Genomic DNA, 16,296 nt, shown 5'->3' on the forward strand with positions numbered 1-16,296 from the left:
CTGCGTCGGCATCGACACGCACACCCCGTCCGACCCGAACCGGGCGGCCAGCACCTCCGCCGCCGCCAACGCGCCCTTCGTCTTCCCCTCCCCCATCGGCGCCTCCACCACCAGCAGACCCGGCACGGGCAACGACCACGCCCGCTCCACCAACGCCACCTGGGAAACACAAGGCCGCACCCCCAGCCGGTCCGTCAACGCGTTGACGGACCGGCTGGGGGTGCGGCCTCGTGCTTCCCAGGTGGAGTTGGTGGAGCGGGCGTGGTCGTTGCCCGTGCCGGGGCTGCTGGTGGTGGAGGCGCCGATGGGGGAGGGGAAGACGAAGGGCGCGTTGGCGGCGGCGGAGGTGCTGGCCGCCCGGTTCGGGTCGGACGGGGTGTTCGTGGCGATGCCGACGCAGGCGACGAGCGATCCGATGTACGGGCAGGTGCTGGAGTGGGTGCGTTCGTTCGATCCGGAGCTGGCGGCGCAGGTGGCGCTGTTGCACGGCAAGCGCCGGTTCAACACACGGTGGCGTGAGATCTGGGAGGGCGCACAGGCGGAGACCGATCCGTGGGACGTGTACGGGGCGATCGACGAGGACGACGAGTTCGGGATGCCGTTCGGGGGAGGGACCGGGGCCGATCGGAGTGGTCCTCCTGTGTGGCTTCTGGGTCCGAAACGAGGGTTGCTGGCGGCGTTCGCTGTAGGCACGGTGGACCACCTGCTGTACGCGGCGACACGGACCCGGCACGTGATGCTCCGCTTCGCCGGGCTCGTGGGCAAGGTCGTGATCGTTGACGAGGTCCACGCCGCCGACGTCTACATGCGGCAGTTCCTGCTGGAGGCACTGCGGTGGCTGGGCCAGGCGAGGGTGCCGGTCGTGCTGCTGTCGGCGACCCTGCCACCGGCCCAGCGGCAGGCTTTCGTCGACGCCTACCTCGCCGGGGCGCTGGGAGCGGAGGACGGTTCGCAGGAGGTGCCGCCGCCCGCCGGATACCCGTGCGTCACAGCGGCGTTCGCCGTCGGCGGCAGGCCGGTGGTGGAGAGTTCGAGGAGCGCCGTCGAGTCGTGGCGGGCTTCGGCGCCCGTCCGTGCCGCATGGCTGCCGGACACCACGAAGGACGGAGCAGCCGTCGCCGCCGCGGCTGTGAGGGAGGTGGCGGACGGCGGCGTCGTGCTCGTCGTCGTCAACGAGGTGGATCGCGCGCAGAACATCTACGAGGCCCTGCGGCACGGCGACTTCGCCGGAGAACTGCACCTGCTGCACGGCCGGTTGTGCGCCGTGCACCGAGCGGAGCGCACCGAGGCGTGCCTGGACCGGATGGGACCCGACGCGGGTACGGCCCGGCCTCAAAAGATGATCGTGGTGGCGACCCAACTCGCCGAGCAGTCCTTCGATGTGGACGCCGACGTCCTGATCACCGACCTGGCCCCCATGGACCTGCTGCTACAGCGGATCGGTCGGCTTCACCGGCACGCCGGGACAGTCCGACCCGCACGGCACCGGACGGCTCGGGTCCTGGTGACGGGGGTCGAAGGCGGCTCCGGTGACCGGCCGTGTTTTCTGCCCGCGTCGGTGACGATCTACGGGCAGTGGCTGCTGCTGCGGGCAGCGGCGTTGGTGGCCGAGGTGGCGGGTCCGCTGCCGGAGAGCGTCCAAGGCCGGGCGGACCACGGGTGGCTCATCCCGCAGGACGTACCCGCCCTAGTGGCACGCGCCTACGGGGAAGAGAACCTCTGTCCGGCCACCTGGGGCGAGTCGGCGGCGTACGAAGGGTGGCTGGCCGAGGAGGGCAAACGCGAAGCCCGGGCGGGGGAGTTGGTGCTGACGCGGCCTCGTGAGTGGGAGTCGACCACGCTGGCTGGTCTGCACTACGGCGGCGACCGCACCCACGCGGACGAGGAACTCGAAGCCGTCGTACGGGACGGTGAACCCAGCGTCGAGGCCGTGATCGTGCACCGGGTGCCGGGCGGCTACACGGCGTACGACGGGACACGCCTGGGAGCGCACGGCGAAGCTCCGAGCGAGGCGGTCGTCGAGCGGCTTCTGGGCGGCACGGTACGGCTTCCGCTCGCCGTGGCCCAGGAGGCCCGGCAGAACCTCGGCGCTCTGCCGGGCTGGGCCGGAGAACCGTGGCTGCGGTACGCGAAGGCGCTGGTCCTGGAGGAGGACGGCTGGGCGCGGCTCGGCGGCCGGAAGGTGACGTACGACGCGGAGTTGGGGCTCGTGACGGTCGAGGTGTGAAGGCGCCTGCGGGAGCCCTCCCCCGCTGGCGCAGGGACGACGGGTTCATCAGCTACCCAGCAGGAACACCCCCGCATAACGGGGAAAGCGGAACAAGCCTAGCTCCTCAATCGGGACATCCGCTTTCGCGGCCAATTGCCAGCAGTGAAACGCCAGTTCCAATGACCAATCGGAGATTTACGAACAAATTTTCTGAACTGGGGTGAGCTACCCAGCCTTCTTGCAAAAGTCTGGGGGTAGCGGCCCCGCAGGGTCCGCGTCGATGCCACGAGAGGGAGTAGTCGTGATCCCAGAGGACGACCTCGTCCGAGACGGCTGGTTACGGGCCGTCCGTCTGGACGGCGAGGTCCGCAGCGGCGGGTTGCTGGCGACGCTGACCGGCGCGCACGGGATCCGGAACCTGGATCTGCCGGTGGCGACGATGCTCCCGGCAGTGCTGCGCCAACTGCTGTTACCCGTAGTCCTCGACGCGCTGGGCGTCCCGCGTTCGTACGACGAGTGGAAGCAGCGGTTCGAGCGGGGCCGGTTCTCCGAGGAGGAGATCGAGAAGCTCACCGACTACCTCACGGTCCGGTACGCCGACCGCTTCCGCCTCTTCGACCCCGAGCGCCCCTTCGGCCAGGTCGCCGGACTGACGGCGCTGAACGGGGAGACGAAGCCGTCGACCCTGCTGGTGCCGCACGCCGGCTCCGGCAATAACTCGCCTATTTTTACTGGGCTGAACGAGGCCGACCACCTGGACCTGACCCCAGGTCAGGCCGTGTTGTGGCTGGCGCACACTCAGTGCTGGGACACCGCCGCGATCAAGACCGGCGCCGTGGGGGACCCGCAGGCCAAGGCCGGGAAGACGGTGGGCAACGCAACTGGCCTGCTCGGCCAGCTCGGGGTGATCGTCCCAACCGGCCGGAACCTCTACGAGACGCTGCTCCTCAACACCCCGGTACTGCCAGCCGGGCTGGAGAAGTCGGACCGTCCGCAGTGGGCGTGGGACGAGCGCCCCTCCTCGCCGGTACGGAAGAGCCCGGCCGGTCCCGAATGGTCGTCCCGCCCGGCCGACGGTCTGCTGGATCTGCTGACGTTCCAGTCACGGCGTATCCGGCTGGTCGGCGAGTGGACCGAGCGGGGGACGGTCGTACGGCAGGTCGTCCTCTGCGCGGGAGACCGCCTTCCCCTCACTCCCCAGACCGAACCCCACACGGCGTGGTACCACACGGCGAAGCCGAAAGCGGGCCAGTCGGCGCGGCGTCCGCGCCGTCACGCGTCCGGGCGGGCGGCCTGGCAGGGGCTGGGTGCTCTCCTCGCTCTCGCCGTGCCCGAGGAGGGGGATGGTCCGTACACCTCTCGGCTGCTGTTGCAGGCCGGTGAGCTGCGCGCGTACGGGGTGCTTCCGGTCGGCTATCCGCTGGGGGTGGAGATCTGTGCGCTGGAGTACGGCAACAAGTCCGCCGTCGTGGAGAACGCCGTCTCCGATGCGCTGCCGCTGCCCGTGGCCTCGCTGGTCGCCTCCGAGGAATGGCTGCGGGCGGGACTGCTGGAGTGCGTGGGGCAGGCCGATCTGGTCGGGCGGGCGCTGGACGGTCTCCACTCCGACCTGCGTCGCGCCGTCGGTGGCCAGCCGCTTCCGAGGGACAAGGGGGAGCGTCCTTCCGTACGGCTGCTGCACGCGGTGGACGGGAGCATGCGGCGCCTGCTGAAGGGACTGAGTGGCATTGGCGACGACAGCGACCTGCTCGAACGGGGCCAGGAGGCGTGGGAGGTGATTGTCCACCGGGTGGCGTCGCGGGAGGCGGACGCGCTGTTGGCGGCCGTACCGGCGCGGGCGGTGGTGGGACGGGTGGAGAAGGTGAACGGGAAGGACGTCGTCTTCCGCAGCGGCAAGGCCAACGGGATGTTCCGCAGAAAGCTGAACGAGATCCTGCCGCGCGCGGCGGAAGCGCGGGAGGGGGCGGTATGAGCAAGCGGGACGCGGGTTACCGGCTCTTCTTCTGGGAGGAGTTCACCCAGGCGCAGGCTCAGGAGCAGGCCGGAGAGCTGGGAGGCAGTCGGACTGCGTCGGCCTGGGCCGAGCGGGTACTGCGTGCGCTGCGTGACGGTCTCGGCCGCGAGCCGGGCGAGGTGCCTGCGATGCGGCGTCTGCACCGCGTGGAACTCACCGACGCCCGGCGGTCCGAGTGGCAGCCGACCGACAGCTACCGGGCCGAACACGTCGCCCTCACCCTTTTCGGCCTTCACCAGACCTCCGGCGGACGGCCGGTCCACCGTCGCGGCGTCGGACTGGGTACAGCGGTGCGGGCGTTGACCGATCGGGCTCTGTCGGAGAATGCCGCCGAACGTCGGCTTGAGGCCGCGGCGTCGGCCCAGGACGTCGAGGAACTCGCGCAGCACCTGCGCGGACTGATCCCCCTGCTGCGCCGCGACGACATCGGCTTGGACTACACCCGCCTGTACCAGGACCTGACGGTCTGGCAGCGGCCGGACAACGGCAGGGTGCTGCGCGCCTGGGGCCAGCAGTACACCGACCCGGAGAACGAAGCCCCGGCCGACGGCCAGATCATGGACGGCCCGCCGTACTGGGCCACCGTCGACCTCGCCGACCGGAAGACCGCCGCCCGGCTGGCGGCGCTGCGCTCCGGAACCGGCCGCGAAGCCGGAACCGTACCCGCGATGTGGCCCGTCCACCGCACCCGGATCAGCACACGCCTGCGCGCCCGAGGTGCCCTGACCCGCGGTTTCGCCGCCGAGCACACCGCGCTCACCCTCTTCGGCCTGCACCAGCAGGGCAGGGAGACGAGCGTGCACACTCCCGGACTCACCCCGGGCGGCGCCTGCCGTCTCCTCCTCGCTCGTGGCTCCGAGGCCGACCGCACCGCGATCGAGCGCCGCCTCGGCACCCTGCTCACCTCCCTGGACACCGGGGAACTGGCCCAGCACCTGCGCGGACTCGTGCCGCTGCTGCGCCGCGCGCACATCGGCCTCGACTACGACGCCCTGCACGAGGCACTGCTGGCCTGGGACGACACACGCGGACCGGAACGGCAGTCCTGGATCCGCACTGCGTGGGACCGCGACTTCCGCACGGAAACGACACCGCGGACCTGACCGGAAGACCTGAAGGCGCCTTGCGTGAAAAGCAGGGCGCGCTCCTCGCCATGCGTTGAAACCCGTGATCACCACTCAAGGAGCCCCCGTCATGACCCGACCCACCCTCTTCGTCGAGATCCACATTCTTCAGAGCCTCCCGCCGTCCAACATCAACAGGGACGACTCCGGGACCCCGAAGCAGGCCCTCTACGGCGGTGCCCGGCGAGCCCGGGTCTCCTCCCAGGCATGGAAGCGAGCCACCCGGATCGAGTTCGCCCAGGCCGAACCGGCCGCGGACCGCGCCACCCGCACCAAGAGGATCGCCGCCCTGCTGTCCGAGCGGCTCGTCCTGCCCGCCGCCGGCGGGGGCGCCGGTGTGGACAAGGACGGCGCGGACCGGCTGACCGCCGCGCTGCTGGAGCCGCTCGGCATCAAGAAGTCCTCCAAGAAGGAGGAGCAGTCGGCGTACCTGCTGTTCTTCGGGAAGCGGCAGCTCGACAGCCTCACCGCCCTCCTCGATGGACGCGCCGGGGAACTGCTGGCCCTCAGCGACGAGGACTTGAAGAAGGAGGTGAGCCAACTCCCCGTGGTGGCCGCGCTGTCCACCGGACACCCGGCCGAAGTCGCCCTGTTCGGCCGGATGGTCGCCGACCTCAAGGACCTGAACGTCGACGCCTCCGTGCAGGTGGCCCACGCTCTGTCCACGCACGCGGTGCGTACCGAGTTCGACTACTACACGGCCGTCGACGACGAGAACGTCGAGGACAGCGGCGCGGGCATGATCGGCACGGTGGAGTACAACTCCGCCACGCTCTACCGCTACGCCGTGCTCGGCGTGCACCAGCTGCGCGACAACCTCACCTCCCCGCAGGCGACCCGCGAGGCCGCCGTTCGGTTCGTCGATGCCTTCGCCCGGTCGATGCCCGCCGGACACCAGAACTCGTTCGCGCACCGCACCCTGCCGCACCTGGTCCTTGTCACCGTCCGCACGGACCAGCCCGTCAACCTGGTCTCCGCGTTCGAGACCCCGGTCACCGGCCACAGCGGCCTCGCGACGGAGTCCGCGACGAAGCTCGCCGACGAGCTGACGCAGATCAGCCGGACCTGGGGGAGCGAGCCCGCGCACACCCTGGCCACGTACGGCATCGAGGGCGACAAACTCGCCGAGGCCTTCGGACCGTCCGCGCCCTTCCCCGCGCTCCTGGAGAGCCTCGACGGTGTGATCGGCGGCTGGCTGGCCGGTGCCCGATGAGTGCTGAACGGGCGGTGCTCGTCCTGCGGCTGGCGGCTCCCTTGCAGTCCTGGGGCGGCCCCTCCCGCTACAACCGCCGCGAGACCCAGCCGCAGCCCACCAAGTCCGGTGTCCTGGGACTGCTCGCCGCCGCCGAAGGGCGCTCCCGCGACGCGGACCTGACCGACCTGCTCGCCCTGACCTTGGGGGTGCGCGTCGATCAGCCGGGAACCCTGCTGCGCGACTACCACACCGTCAGCGACCACCGCGGACTGCCGCTGCCGTCGTCGAAGGTCGACGCCAAAGGGGTGGCGAAGAAGACCACCCCCGCCAAGTACACCGGCGTCACCCAGCGGTTCTACCTCCAGGACGCGGTATTCACCGTCGCCCTGCGCGGACCCGCACCCCTGCTGGACGGCCTGGAACACGCCGTACGCCACCCCGCCTTCCCCCTCAGCCTGGGACGCCGCTCCTGCCCGCCCGCCGGACGGCTCAGCCTGGGACTCCAACCGGACGCCGGACTCGACGACGTGCTCACCCAGATCCCCTGGCAGGCGTCCGAACACCACCGCAACCGGATCACCACCGCCGAGGTGACCTTGGAGGCCACCGTCGAGGACCCTGCCGGAGACCTCGACGCCGCCGACGTCCCCGACACCTACGACCTGAAGACCGGAACCGCCTTCACCCGGCGCGCCGTACGCCACCGGTGGGTGACCATCCCCACCGGCCGCCCCGCCTCCGGGGACGACGGCACCGGACACGACCCCTTCGCGCTGCTGGGCTGGTGAGGAACATGCCGTACCTGTCGAAGATCCCGCTCAACCCGCGCCGCAACCAGGCACTCTCCCTCCTGGCCAACCCCCACCGCATGCATGCCGCCGTTCTGAACGGGCTCGCCGTCCAGCCGGTCACCGAACGGGTTCTGTGGCGCTTGGAGAACCACACCGTCCACCGCGCCGAGATCCTCGTCCTCACCCACAGCCGGCCCTCCTGGCACCACCTGGTCGAACAGGCCGGCTGGCCCGGCGCCGACGGCGGTGAACCTCTCGTCGCCGATTACGCGCCGCTGCTCGAACGCATCGTGAAGGGGCGGGAGTTCGCGTTCCGGCTCACCGCTAACCCCGTCCAGTCGGTCACCCGGCCGGACAAGGCCAGCGAGCAGCAGACCGCCCGCATCGAACAGGCCGCGAAGGAGAGCGGCGGCACGAAACAGCCGCGCGGATTCCGCCTCGCGCACCGCACCGCCGCACAGCAGACCGGCTGGCTGCTCGGACGCGCCGAACGGCACGGCTTCACCATCCCCCCGGCCCCGACCCTCGCGCCCGCACCGGGCATTGCCACCGACGTCGAGCCGGTGGACGCCCCTGCCGTCACCCTCACGGCACGCGAGACCCTGCGTTTCCGGAAACGCACCGACGGCCCGCGCGTCACCCTCTCCACCGTCACCTTCCAGGGACGGCTGCGCGTCACCGACCCCGACCTCCTGCGTACCGCGCTGCTCGAAGGGATTGGCCCCGCGAAGGGGTACGGCCAAGGACTCCTCACCCTCGCCCCGATCACTGCGGAGACCGGCCGTGGCTGACCCCTGGTGGCGGACCGGACCGCAGGACGTCCACCGGCTCGAAGACCGCATCTCCAGCCTCTACGTCGAGCGCTGCCACATCGACCGTGACGACAACGCCGTCGTCCTCGTCAACAAAGCCCGCGTCGTCCATGTCCCAGCCGCCTACCTCGCCGTCCTCCTCATCGGCCCCGGCAGCCGCATCACCCACCCCGCCGTCACCCTCCTCGCAGACTCCGGGACCTCCGTCTGCTGGGTCGGCGAACAAGGCGTACGCCTCTACGCGGCCGGGACCGGCATGGCCCGCAACTCCCACCTCCAGCTCCGGCAGGCATGGCTCGTCACCCGCCCCAAGGAACGCGTCGCCGTCGCACGCCGCATGTACGACCTGCGCTTCCCCGGCGAGGACACCGCCACGCTCACCCTCCAGCAACTCCGAGGCCGCGAAGGCACCCGCGTCCGCAAGCTCTACGCACACCACTCCGAACGCACCGGCGTCCCCTGGACCAAGCGCGACTACCGGCCCGGCGACGCCTTCGCCGCCGGCGACGACGTCAACCGGCTGCTGTCCGCCGCGAACTCCGCCCTCTACGGCATCTGCCACGCCGTCATCACCGGCATCGGCGCCAGCCCCGCCCTCGGCTTCGTCCACACCGGCAACGCCCTCTCCTTCGTCCTGGACGTCGCCGACCTCTACAAAGCCGACTTCACCATCCCCACCGCCTTCGACCTCGCCGCCAAAGGACTCACCTCCGAACGCGACGCACGCATCGCCCTGCGCGACGCCGTCGTCTCCAACGCGCTCCTGCCCCGCATCGTCACCGACATCAAGAACCTCCTCGCCCCCGACGGCGCTCCCCACCTCGACGAAGACCTCAACGGCCTCTGGGGTGACGGCGACACCATCGTCAGCGGCGGCCGGAACTGGGGCACCCCCTTCACCGACGACCACCACCTCGACGTCATCCCACCGGACCCCCCGACGCCAGGTACAGAGGAAGCGCCATGAGAACGGCAGCCACCGTCGTCGTCCTCATCGCCGCACCCCCCGGCCTGCGCGGCCACCTCACCCGCTGGTTCATCGAAGTCGCCCCCGGCGTCTTCGTCGGAACCCCCAACCCCCGCATCCGCGACCGCCTCTGGCCCCTCCTCACCGAACGCATTGGCGACGGCCAGGCCATCATGCTCGAACCCACCCCCAACGAACAGGGCTGGACCGTCCGCACCACCGGCCAAGACCGCTGGACCCCCACCGACTTCGACGGCATCACCCTCATGGCCCGCCCCCGCACCCCGACGAACCAGGCAAAGGAAAACCCCATGATCACCAGCTGAAACAGCAGGTCAGGAAGCGTCGTCCCCGCGCCAGCGGGGGTAGCCCTTGCGAGCAACGACATTCTCCGACCCGGTTACAGTCGTCCCCGCGCCAGCGGGGGTAGCCCCACGTGTGAGATTCCGGCGACGTTCCAGCCCTGGTCGTCCCCGCGCCAGCGGGGGTAGCCCCTGCGGTGGCTTCGGTTCGTGGCTACCCTCTCGGTCGTCCCCGCGCCAGCGGGGGTAGCCCTTGCGGACGGTGTGGACCAAGGGCGCGTCCATGGTCGTCCCCGCGCCAGCGGGGGTAGCCCGTCCTCGGCGGACTCGGGTCTGCCGAACTCTCTGTCGTCCCCGCGCCAGCGGGGGTAGCCCTGGACCAGGGCTATGTGTCCCGGCTGGAGCGAGGTCGTCCCCGCGCCAGCGGGGGTAGCCCCTCCGGCCGCATGATGGCCTCGCCGCCGGACATGTCGTCCCCGCGTCAGCGGGGGTAGCCCCACGCCGAGCTGCACCAGCTCGTCAGGCATCGCGTCGTCCCCGCGCCAGCGGGGGGTAGCCCTACGGACCGGCTCCAGCTCCCCGCCCTCAGACGGTCGTCCCCGCGCCGCGGGGGTAGCCCGCACAACGCCGCCGCTTACGTCGGATCCCACGAGTCATCCCAGCACCAGCGAGGGCAGCCCCCTTAGAACATCTGGGACCCGACCATCCCGGAAATCTCCCGGCATTTTGACATGCCTCAACTGATCGTGCTGGGCGGGGACTTGCTGGCGGCGGCAATGAGTTGAGCGGAGGGCGACCGTACCGCGTCAAGCGGGAGGGCATCCGCAGCGCGGGTAAATCAAGACTTACCTTTGCGGGCTCCCACCCCCATAGTGGTGAGCCGCACCCAGAGGAGGCCCCCCGTTGTCGCAGATCAGCGACGGTCCCGCGCGTCAGGTGAAGGCGCAGCAGGCTTACGTGTCGACCATGTACGGGCTGTTCGACGAGAGGGTCGCGCAGGTCCGGGCGCAGCTCGCGGCTGTTCTCAAGGCGCCGGCCGACGGTGGGCGGGAGGTGTACGAGCGTGATCTTGCCGCGGCCCGGCTCGCCGGGGAGATTCGGCGTTATGAGGCGGCCGAGAGCGGCATGGTTTTTGGCCGGACCGACGCCGCAGATGGCACCGCCCTGCATATTGGGCGCCTCGGCCTGCACGCCGAGGAGCTTGAGTTGCCGTTGCTCGTCGACTGGCGGGCGGAGGCGGCCCGGCCCTTTTACGAGGCCACCGCCGTCGACCCGATGGGATTGCGGCGCCGGCGGCACCTACGGCTGGAGGGCCGAACCGTCGGCGCCGTGAACGATGAGATTCTCGACGGCTCCGAGGCCACCGCCGACGACGTCGTGGGGGACAGCCCCCTCACGGAGGTCCTCCAGGCGCGGCGAACCGGCCGTATGGGTACGGCAGTTGCCACGCTCCAGTCGGAGCAGCACGCCATCGTCCGCTCACCGCACCGGGGTGTCACCGTCGTGCAGGGCGGGCCGGGTACCGGCAAGACGGTGGTCGCGCTGCACCGGGCCGCGTACGCGCTGTACGCGTTCCCGCGCGCAGCCGAACGCGGAGTGCTGGTGCTCGGGCCCAACGCCCGGTTCCTCGACTATGTTTCGCAGGTGCTGCCGTCCCTCGGTGAGAACGACGTCGTTCTCGCGACGTGCGAGGAACTCGCCGGGGTCGTGCCGGCGGTGACGGAGCCGGCCGAGTCGGCGCGGATCAAGGGGAGTTCGGAGCTGGCGGACGCGCTGGCCGAGGTGGTCCGGCAACGGCAGGCGGTGCGCGGGGAGTTCGCTGTGCAGGGGGTTCGGCTCGGGGAGCGGGAGGTCGGGCGGGCCCGGGATGCCGCTGTGGGGACGGGACTTGGGCACAATCGTGCCCGGCAGGTGTTCAAGGAGTATCTCGTCGACCTGGTCACTGACGCGTTGGAGAGGGACGCCCTGGAGACGCTGGAGCGTATCGATGCCGAGGTGGCCGAGGCGACGGGGCTGGATCTCGACCGGGCCGCCGCCGCGGACCTGCGGAAGCTGGGGTTCGAGGAGGCGGCCGGGAGCAGTGCCGCGGATGAGTTCGACGCGGAGGCGGTGCGGGAGGGGCTGCTGGAGGATCCTCAAGTCGAGCGGGCGGTGGAGGAGTTGTGGCCGACGCTCACCGCTGAGGCCGTCGTACGGGCGCTGTTCGCGTCCGGGGTTGCTCAACTGGGGCCGTGGTCCGACGCGGATGTTCCCCTGCTGGACGAAGCCGCGAGCCTCGTCGACGGGCCGCCCTCGCGGACGTACGGGCATGTCGTCGTCGACGAGGCGCAGGAACTCACCGCGATGCAGTGGCGGATGGTGGTGCGGCGGTGTCCGGCGCGGTCGATGACGCTGGTCGGGGACTTCGCGCAGGCGGGACCGGCGACGACGGCACGGGACTGGGGCGAGGCGTTGACCCCGCACGTCGGGGCGCGCTTCGAGCTGCACACCCTCACGGTCAGCTATCGCACGACGGTCGAGATCCTGGCCACCACACGTGACCTGCTCACCCGTATCGCCCCTGGTCAGAAGCTCAGTAGCGCCATCCGGCGCGGTGAGGTTCCCCGTACGCTGACCGTCACGCCGGACGGCTCGACGGCCGCCCTGCTGGCGGAGCTCCAGGACCAACACGCCAAGCATCCCGGCGAGTTGCTCGGCGTGATCTGCGCCGACACCCGTACCGAGGAGCTGCACGCCGCCGGCGTGACCCGCTGGGCCCACCTGGTCCCCGCGTCCCAGGCGCGCGGCCTGGAGTTCGACGGGGTCGTGGTGCTCGACCCCGAGGGGATCGAGGCGGCGCGGGTGAGCGGGGAGCGGGATCTGTACGTCGGGTTGACGCGGGCGACGAAGCGGCTGTGCACGATCGCCGTACGTCAGCGCAGCAGCGAGTCCACGTAGTCGGCGCCGATCCCGACCTCCTCGTAGTGCGCGCGGCACATCGCGAGGTAGTCGTGGACGTCGAAGTACCCGTCTGGCTTGCCGTCCTCGTCGAGCCAGATCAGGGGTCCTTTGACGATGAAGAACGCCTTCATCGGCTCGTCGCTCTCGTAGGCGACCAGCGTGTGTCCTTCGCCGGGGGCCTCGTACACGAAGTCCCCGGCGCGCGCGGTCCAAGGCCGTTCCAGGTAGCCCCACTTGCCGGAGAGGGTGAACGCGAACACCTCATGCGGGTGGTAGTGCCGGTTGACGAGCCCGGCCTCCTTGGCCCGCAGGATGTCCGCCCACGAGTTGTCCTTGACGTTGATCCACAAGGGCCGCGAGCCCACGGTCTCCGTGAACGGGACGTAGTAGCGGTCGTCCTCGGTGGCCACCTGGGAGAGGTAGACCTCGGGCAGGGCGTCGGGCTTGAGGGAGTTCGCGATCGGCTTGAGGGTCTGCCAGAACTCGGTGCCGGGGGCTTCGGGCATGGTCGGCGTCCTTCGTGGGGGACTTTGAGCCATTGGATTTAGATGTCAATCTCTGACATCTCAGGTAAGCATCGGTGGTCGAACACTGTCAAGGGCCGGGGGCGTGCCGGCACAGCACGCCCCCGGCCCGGATGCGTGACGGGTCAGTTCACCTCGCGGGCGTAGGGCGCGACCGCGATGCGGTCGATCAGAGGGGCGTACCGGGAGCGGAGCAGGACTCCCGGGAAGGTGTCGGAGGCGTACGTCGTGCCGTCGAAGTTGGGGAGTTCCTCCGAGCGGAACGTCAGCTTGTTCGCCCCCTTCTGGAGTTGGACGGGGACGGTCAGCTCCCAGAAGTTGTCCTGGTGGAAGGTGTGCGGGAAGGTCACGCGGCGCAGGGGGCCGCCGTTGACGGAGAGGTCCGCGTGGCGGGTCAGGGGGTCGGGGTTGTAGTGGGTTGCCGGGGACTGCTCGGGGTTGGAGTAGCGGATGCGGAGGGCGTACAGGCCGGGCTTGCCGGCGGTGACGGTGAACGTCGCCGTGTTGGCGTTGCCCGGATCGCCGCCGATCCCGGTGATCGCCGTTCCCGCGCTCGCGAGCGGCAGGGCGACGAGGTTCGCCGTACCCGCGAGGGTGGCGTCCTGTGCCTCGTACGTACGGACGGGCAGGCGGCCCTCGGTGGGCGTGACCGTGAGGCGGTCCACCAGCGTCGGGGCCGAACTCCCCGTCACCGTCACCTTGTTGACGCCTCCGGAGAGGGAGACCGCGACGGCTCGCCTGCCCGGGGTGAGGCGCAGGACGTCGTTGCCGTTGACGGAGAGGCGGGCACCGGCGCCGCCGAGGGAGTCGACGGTGAGCGTGGCCTCGCGGTCGCCGGGGGAGTAGACCCAGAACGTGGCCGTCTGGCCCCGCCCGACCTGCGCGCCGCCGGACCCGGTGAGCGCGGGCCCGTACACGGGCGGGGCGCCGCCGCCGAGCCACGCCAACTCACCCTCGTACACCCGGGTGCCGGCCGAGGCCGACGGCAGGGCCAGCGTGAGGCGGTCGACGATCGCGTCGCCCTTCGTCGCGCGCTTGCCGTCGAGGCTCTTCGCGGCGAGCGTCAGGGTGTGCTTCCCCTTGGTGAGGTGGACCTTCGTGTCGGTGTGGTCCCAGACGACCCACTTGTAGCCGAGGGGCAGATACAGCTCCTGCTCGGCGGCGCCGTCGACGCGGAGGAAGACGTTCGTGGGGCCCTGTTCCTGGACCTTGTCGTACGTGTTGAGGGAGTTGGCGAAGACGCTCAGGTCGTACGCGCCGTCCTCGGGCACGTCGACGGTGAAGTCCAGGGTGACGTCGGAGCCGGTGCGCAGCCCGCCGACGTCGTACCCGCCGGACGTGTAGAACTTCGAGACGTCGCTCGGCGACCCCTCGGGCCCGTTCTTGGACCAGCCGGAGCCGGTGTGCGCGGCGTCCTCCGCCTCGTACGACCCCTGCCAGCGCACCGGCGCCGACTGGACGCCGCGCGCCTTGCCGGCCGGGGTGAGGACGATCTCGTACGCCGAGGACTCCTTGAGCGAGCCGAAGTCGACGGAGACGCTCCCGTCGGCGGCGACCTTCAGGTTCTGTTCGCTGAGGAGCTTCGGCCCGGAGTTGTCACCGACCTGCCCGCTCCACTCGATCTCCCGTACCCAGGCGTGGACTTCACCCCCGAACACCTTGCGCGGCACGCCGGAGAACGTGATGTGCCCCTTGCCGCTGGAGCCGCCGAAGATGAGCCGCGCCTGCTTCTTGGCCTCGTCGAGCGTGGCGACGCCCTGCATCGTGTAGTTCTGGCCCGGGAAGGGCGGGTTGACGGCGACGGTGTGCCCGCTCATGGAGGCGTACGCGTTGAGCAGCCACCACTGTCCGTTGCCCCGGTTGGACTGCACGGCGGAGTCGGAGAGGTTGCCGTCGATGTTCCAGTACGCGATGTCCGCGTCGACCTTGGACTCCTCGATCGCGGACACCCACTGGATCATTTGCCCGGGCACCGAGGTGTGGTAATTGAAGGCGTACTCGTTGATGTTGATCGGCAGCGGCCCGATCTTCAACTCCTTCTCCCAGGCACGGTACTTGGCGACGCTCTGCCGTACCGCCTCCGGGTGGCTCAGCTCGTGCCAGGTGACCACCTGGGGAAGCGTTCCCGCCGCCTTCGCGTGCGTGAGGAACCCCTTCACCTGGTCGTACAGGATGCTGGTGTTGGGGCCCGCGATCCGCGCGTCCGGGATCTTGCCCTTGATGAGCTTGTAGGCGGAGTCCCACGCGGCGAAGTAGTCCGCCGGGTCCGTCAGCCAGCTGACCTTGTTGTAGCTCCACTCGCCGGTCCCGAACATGTTGCCCTCGGGCTCGTTGAACGGCACGAAGACGATGTTGTCCCGGTACTTCTCGGGGAGTCGCAGGACCTGGTCGACCTGCTTGGCGATCTTCTCCTCGTACAGCTTCAGCTTCTCGCCGGGCGTGTCACCGGGCCACTGGTACGGGAAGCCGCGGTGGATGTCGGTCATGTAGATGTAGACGTCGCCGTTGGTGGAGTCGGCGAGCGGCTTGACGACCTCCAGCGCGTCGGCGCCCGGATGCTGGGGCCCGTCCTGCGCCTTGGTCGAGACGGTCCGCAGCCCCATGCCCTCGATGAGGTTGTTGGTCGGGACGTCGGGCCCGTACACCCCGTACAGCGTCCCCGAGGCGCCGCCGTGGAACGCGCCCGTGTTCGAGGTGAGGTCGACGGTCAGCTCGCCTTCGCGCACGACCGTGACGGTCGCCGTGACGGCGCGTCCGGTGGCGGTCCCGGCCACGGTGAAGGTGCCCGGCTTGGCGTACTTGTCGGCGGGGACGGCGTCCCAGGTGATCGGGGCGTCGCGGTCGTAGCCGTCGGAGAAGGAGGCGCGGGCGGCGGCCGGCAGCGCCGGGGCCTTGCCCGTCGTGGTCCGGAGGGTGAAGGCGGTCTGTGGGAGCTGCGTCATGGTGGGAAGTGTGCCGATCTGGCCCGCGACCTGCTCGGGCGTGAGGGCGGTGTGCCAGACGGCGAAGTCGTCGATGGCGCCCTTGAGGAGGGGGTCCGGGTAGAAGGACTTGCCGATGTAGCCGGCCGTCGTCGCCGAACTCGCCAGCAGGTCCTTGGCCTTGACGCTGGTCGGCGCCGAGGAGACGGCGACGCCGTCGAGGTAGGTGGTGATGCGGCCGGCGGCCGTGTCCAGGGTGACGGTGACGGTCCGCCACTGGTCGGCGGGGAGCGGGGCGTACCCGGAGACCTGCGCCTCGCCGCCACCGCCGTTCGTGGTGAGGGCGGTGCGCAGGACGCTGCCGTTCGAGGGGGTCGTGAACAGGTACGTCGACGTGTCGGTGCCGAGGTCGAAGAGGCGCTGCCAGGAGGAGGCGTCGGTGCCCCACTTCACGCGGGCCGAGACCGTCAGGTCGGCGGCGTCGCCGAGGACCTCGC

11 protein-coding genes and 1 CRISPR repeat array are annotated in these 16,296 nt (G+C 70.4%); of the genes, 9 read left to right on the plus strand and 2 right to left on the minus strand.

The features are described from left to right. From cas3 to AOK24_RS33895, 9 genes are all read left to right on the plus strand, one after another. A partial coding sequence (gene cas3, locus AOK24_RS33855) for a CRISPR-associated helicase Cas3' (protein WP_420876714.1) occupies nucleotides 1-2,227 on the plus strand: 2,227 nt, incomplete at its 5' end. Between the two features lie 283 nt (nucleotides 2,228-2,510). Further along, a complete protein-coding gene (casA, locus tag AOK24_RS33860; protein ID WP_240554256.1) occupies nucleotides 2,511-4,181 on the plus strand; it encodes a type I-E CRISPR-associated protein Cse1/CasA in 1,671 nt (556 codons plus the stop codon). Further along, nucleotides 4,178-5,326: a type I-E CRISPR-associated protein Cse2/CasB gene (gene casB / locus AOK24_RS33865; protein WP_055723835.1), complete on the plus strand. Its 1,149-nt coding sequence runs from the start codon at nucleotides 4,178-4,180 to the stop codon at nucleotides 5,324-5,326. The genes casA and casB overlap by 4 nt, the downstream gene beginning before the upstream one ends. Before the next feature lie 91 nt (nucleotides 5,327-5,417). After that, nucleotides 5,418-6,560 (plus strand): type I-E CRISPR-associated protein Cas7/Cse4/CasC, encoded by a 1,143-nt coding sequence (gene cas7e, locus AOK24_RS33870; RefSeq protein ID WP_055723836.1) that lies wholly within the window; start codon nucleotides 5,418-5,420, stop codon nucleotides 6,558-6,560. Continuing rightward, nucleotides 6,557-7,330: a type I-E CRISPR-associated protein Cas5/CasD gene (cas5e, locus tag AOK24_RS33875; RefSeq protein WP_055723837.1), complete on the plus strand. Its 774-nt coding sequence runs from the start codon at nucleotides 6,557-6,559 to the stop codon at nucleotides 7,328-7,330. Before cas7e ends, cas5e begins: the two co-directional genes overlap by 4 nt. A gap of 5 nt (nucleotides 7,331-7,335) precedes the next feature. Beyond that, on the plus strand, nucleotides 7,336-8,124 hold the full coding sequence (gene cas6e / locus AOK24_RS33880; protein WP_206191316.1) for a type I-E CRISPR-associated protein Cas6/Cse3/CasE: 789 nt from the start codon (nucleotides 7,336-7,338) through the stop codon (nucleotides 8,122-8,124). Next, nucleotides 8,117-9,112 (plus strand): type I-E CRISPR-associated endonuclease Cas1e, encoded by a 996-nt coding sequence (cas1e, locus tag AOK24_RS33885; RefSeq protein WP_055723839.1) that lies wholly within the window; start codon nucleotides 8,117-8,119, stop codon nucleotides 9,110-9,112. The genes cas6e and cas1e overlap by 8 nt, the downstream gene beginning before the upstream one ends. Then, the gene (gene cas2e, locus AOK24_RS33890) at nucleotides 9,109-9,438 is read left to right on the plus strand and encodes a type I-E CRISPR-associated endoribonuclease Cas2e (protein WP_055723840.1); all 330 of its coding nucleotides are present in this window, start codon (nucleotides 9,109-9,111) and stop codon (nucleotides 9,436-9,438) included. The genes cas1e and cas2e overlap by 4 nt, the downstream gene beginning before the upstream one ends. A gap of 18 nt (nucleotides 9,439-9,456) precedes the next feature. Then, a CRISPR array of direct repeats spans nucleotides 9,457-9,972; the repeat unit is 28 nt; unit sequence GTCGTCCCCGCGCCAGCGGGGGTAGCCC. 345 nt (nucleotides 9,973-10,317) lie between these two features. Further along, nucleotides 10,318-12,351: a HelD family protein gene (locus tag AOK24_RS33895; protein WP_420876715.1), complete on the plus strand. Its 2,034-nt coding sequence runs from the start codon at nucleotides 10,318-10,320 to the stop codon at nucleotides 12,349-12,351. Here the strand turns inward: AOK24_RS33895 and AOK24_RS33900 are convergent. Together AOK24_RS33900 and AOK24_RS33905 are read right to left on the minus strand one after the other, a co-directional pair. Beyond that, a complete protein-coding gene (locus tag AOK24_RS33900; protein WP_055723841.1) occupies nucleotides 12,327-12,860 on the minus strand; it encodes a 2,4'-dihydroxyacetophenone dioxygenase family protein in 534 nt (177 codons plus the stop codon). The two genes, AOK24_RS33895 and AOK24_RS33900, sit on opposite strands and share 25 nt — an antisense overlap. 143 nt (nucleotides 12,861-13,003) lie before the next feature. Next, nucleotides 13,004-16,296 (minus strand): LamG-like jellyroll fold domain-containing protein (locus AOK24_RS33905; RefSeq protein WP_055723842.1); only part of this gene is annotated, 3,293 nt, incomplete at its 5' end.

The organism is Streptomyces niveiscabiei, assembly GCF_001419795.1.
Taxonomy (GTDB): domain Bacteria; phylum Actinomycetota; class Actinomycetes; order Streptomycetales; family Streptomycetaceae; genus Streptomyces; species Streptomyces niveiscabiei.

What these genes read in the sequence shown, in the direction of transcription:
- casB (WP_055723835.1), top strand. Translation starts at nt 4,178, where the DNA reads ATGAGCAAGCGGGACGCGGGTTACCGGCTCTTCTTCTGGGAGGAGTTC.
- cas7e (WP_055723836.1), top strand. Translation starts at nt 5,418, where the DNA reads ATGACCCGACCCACCCTCTTCGTCGAGATCCACATTCTTCAGAGCCTC.
- cas5e (WP_055723837.1), top strand. Translation starts at nt 6,557, where the DNA reads ATGAGTGCTGAACGGGCGGTGCTCGTCCTGCGGCTGGCGGCTCCCTTG.
- cas6e (WP_206191316.1), top strand. Translation starts at nt 7,336, where the DNA reads ATGCCGTACCTGTCGAAGATCCCGCTCAACCCGCGCCGCAACCAGGCA.
- cas2e (WP_055723840.1), top strand. Translation starts at nt 9,109, where the DNA reads ATGAGAACGGCAGCCACCGTCGTCGTCCTCATCGCCGCACCCCCCGGC.
- AOK24_RS33900 (WP_055723841.1), bottom strand. Translation starts at nt 12,860, where the DNA reads ATGCCCGAAGCCCCCGGCACCGAGTTCTGGCAGACCCTCAAGCCGATC.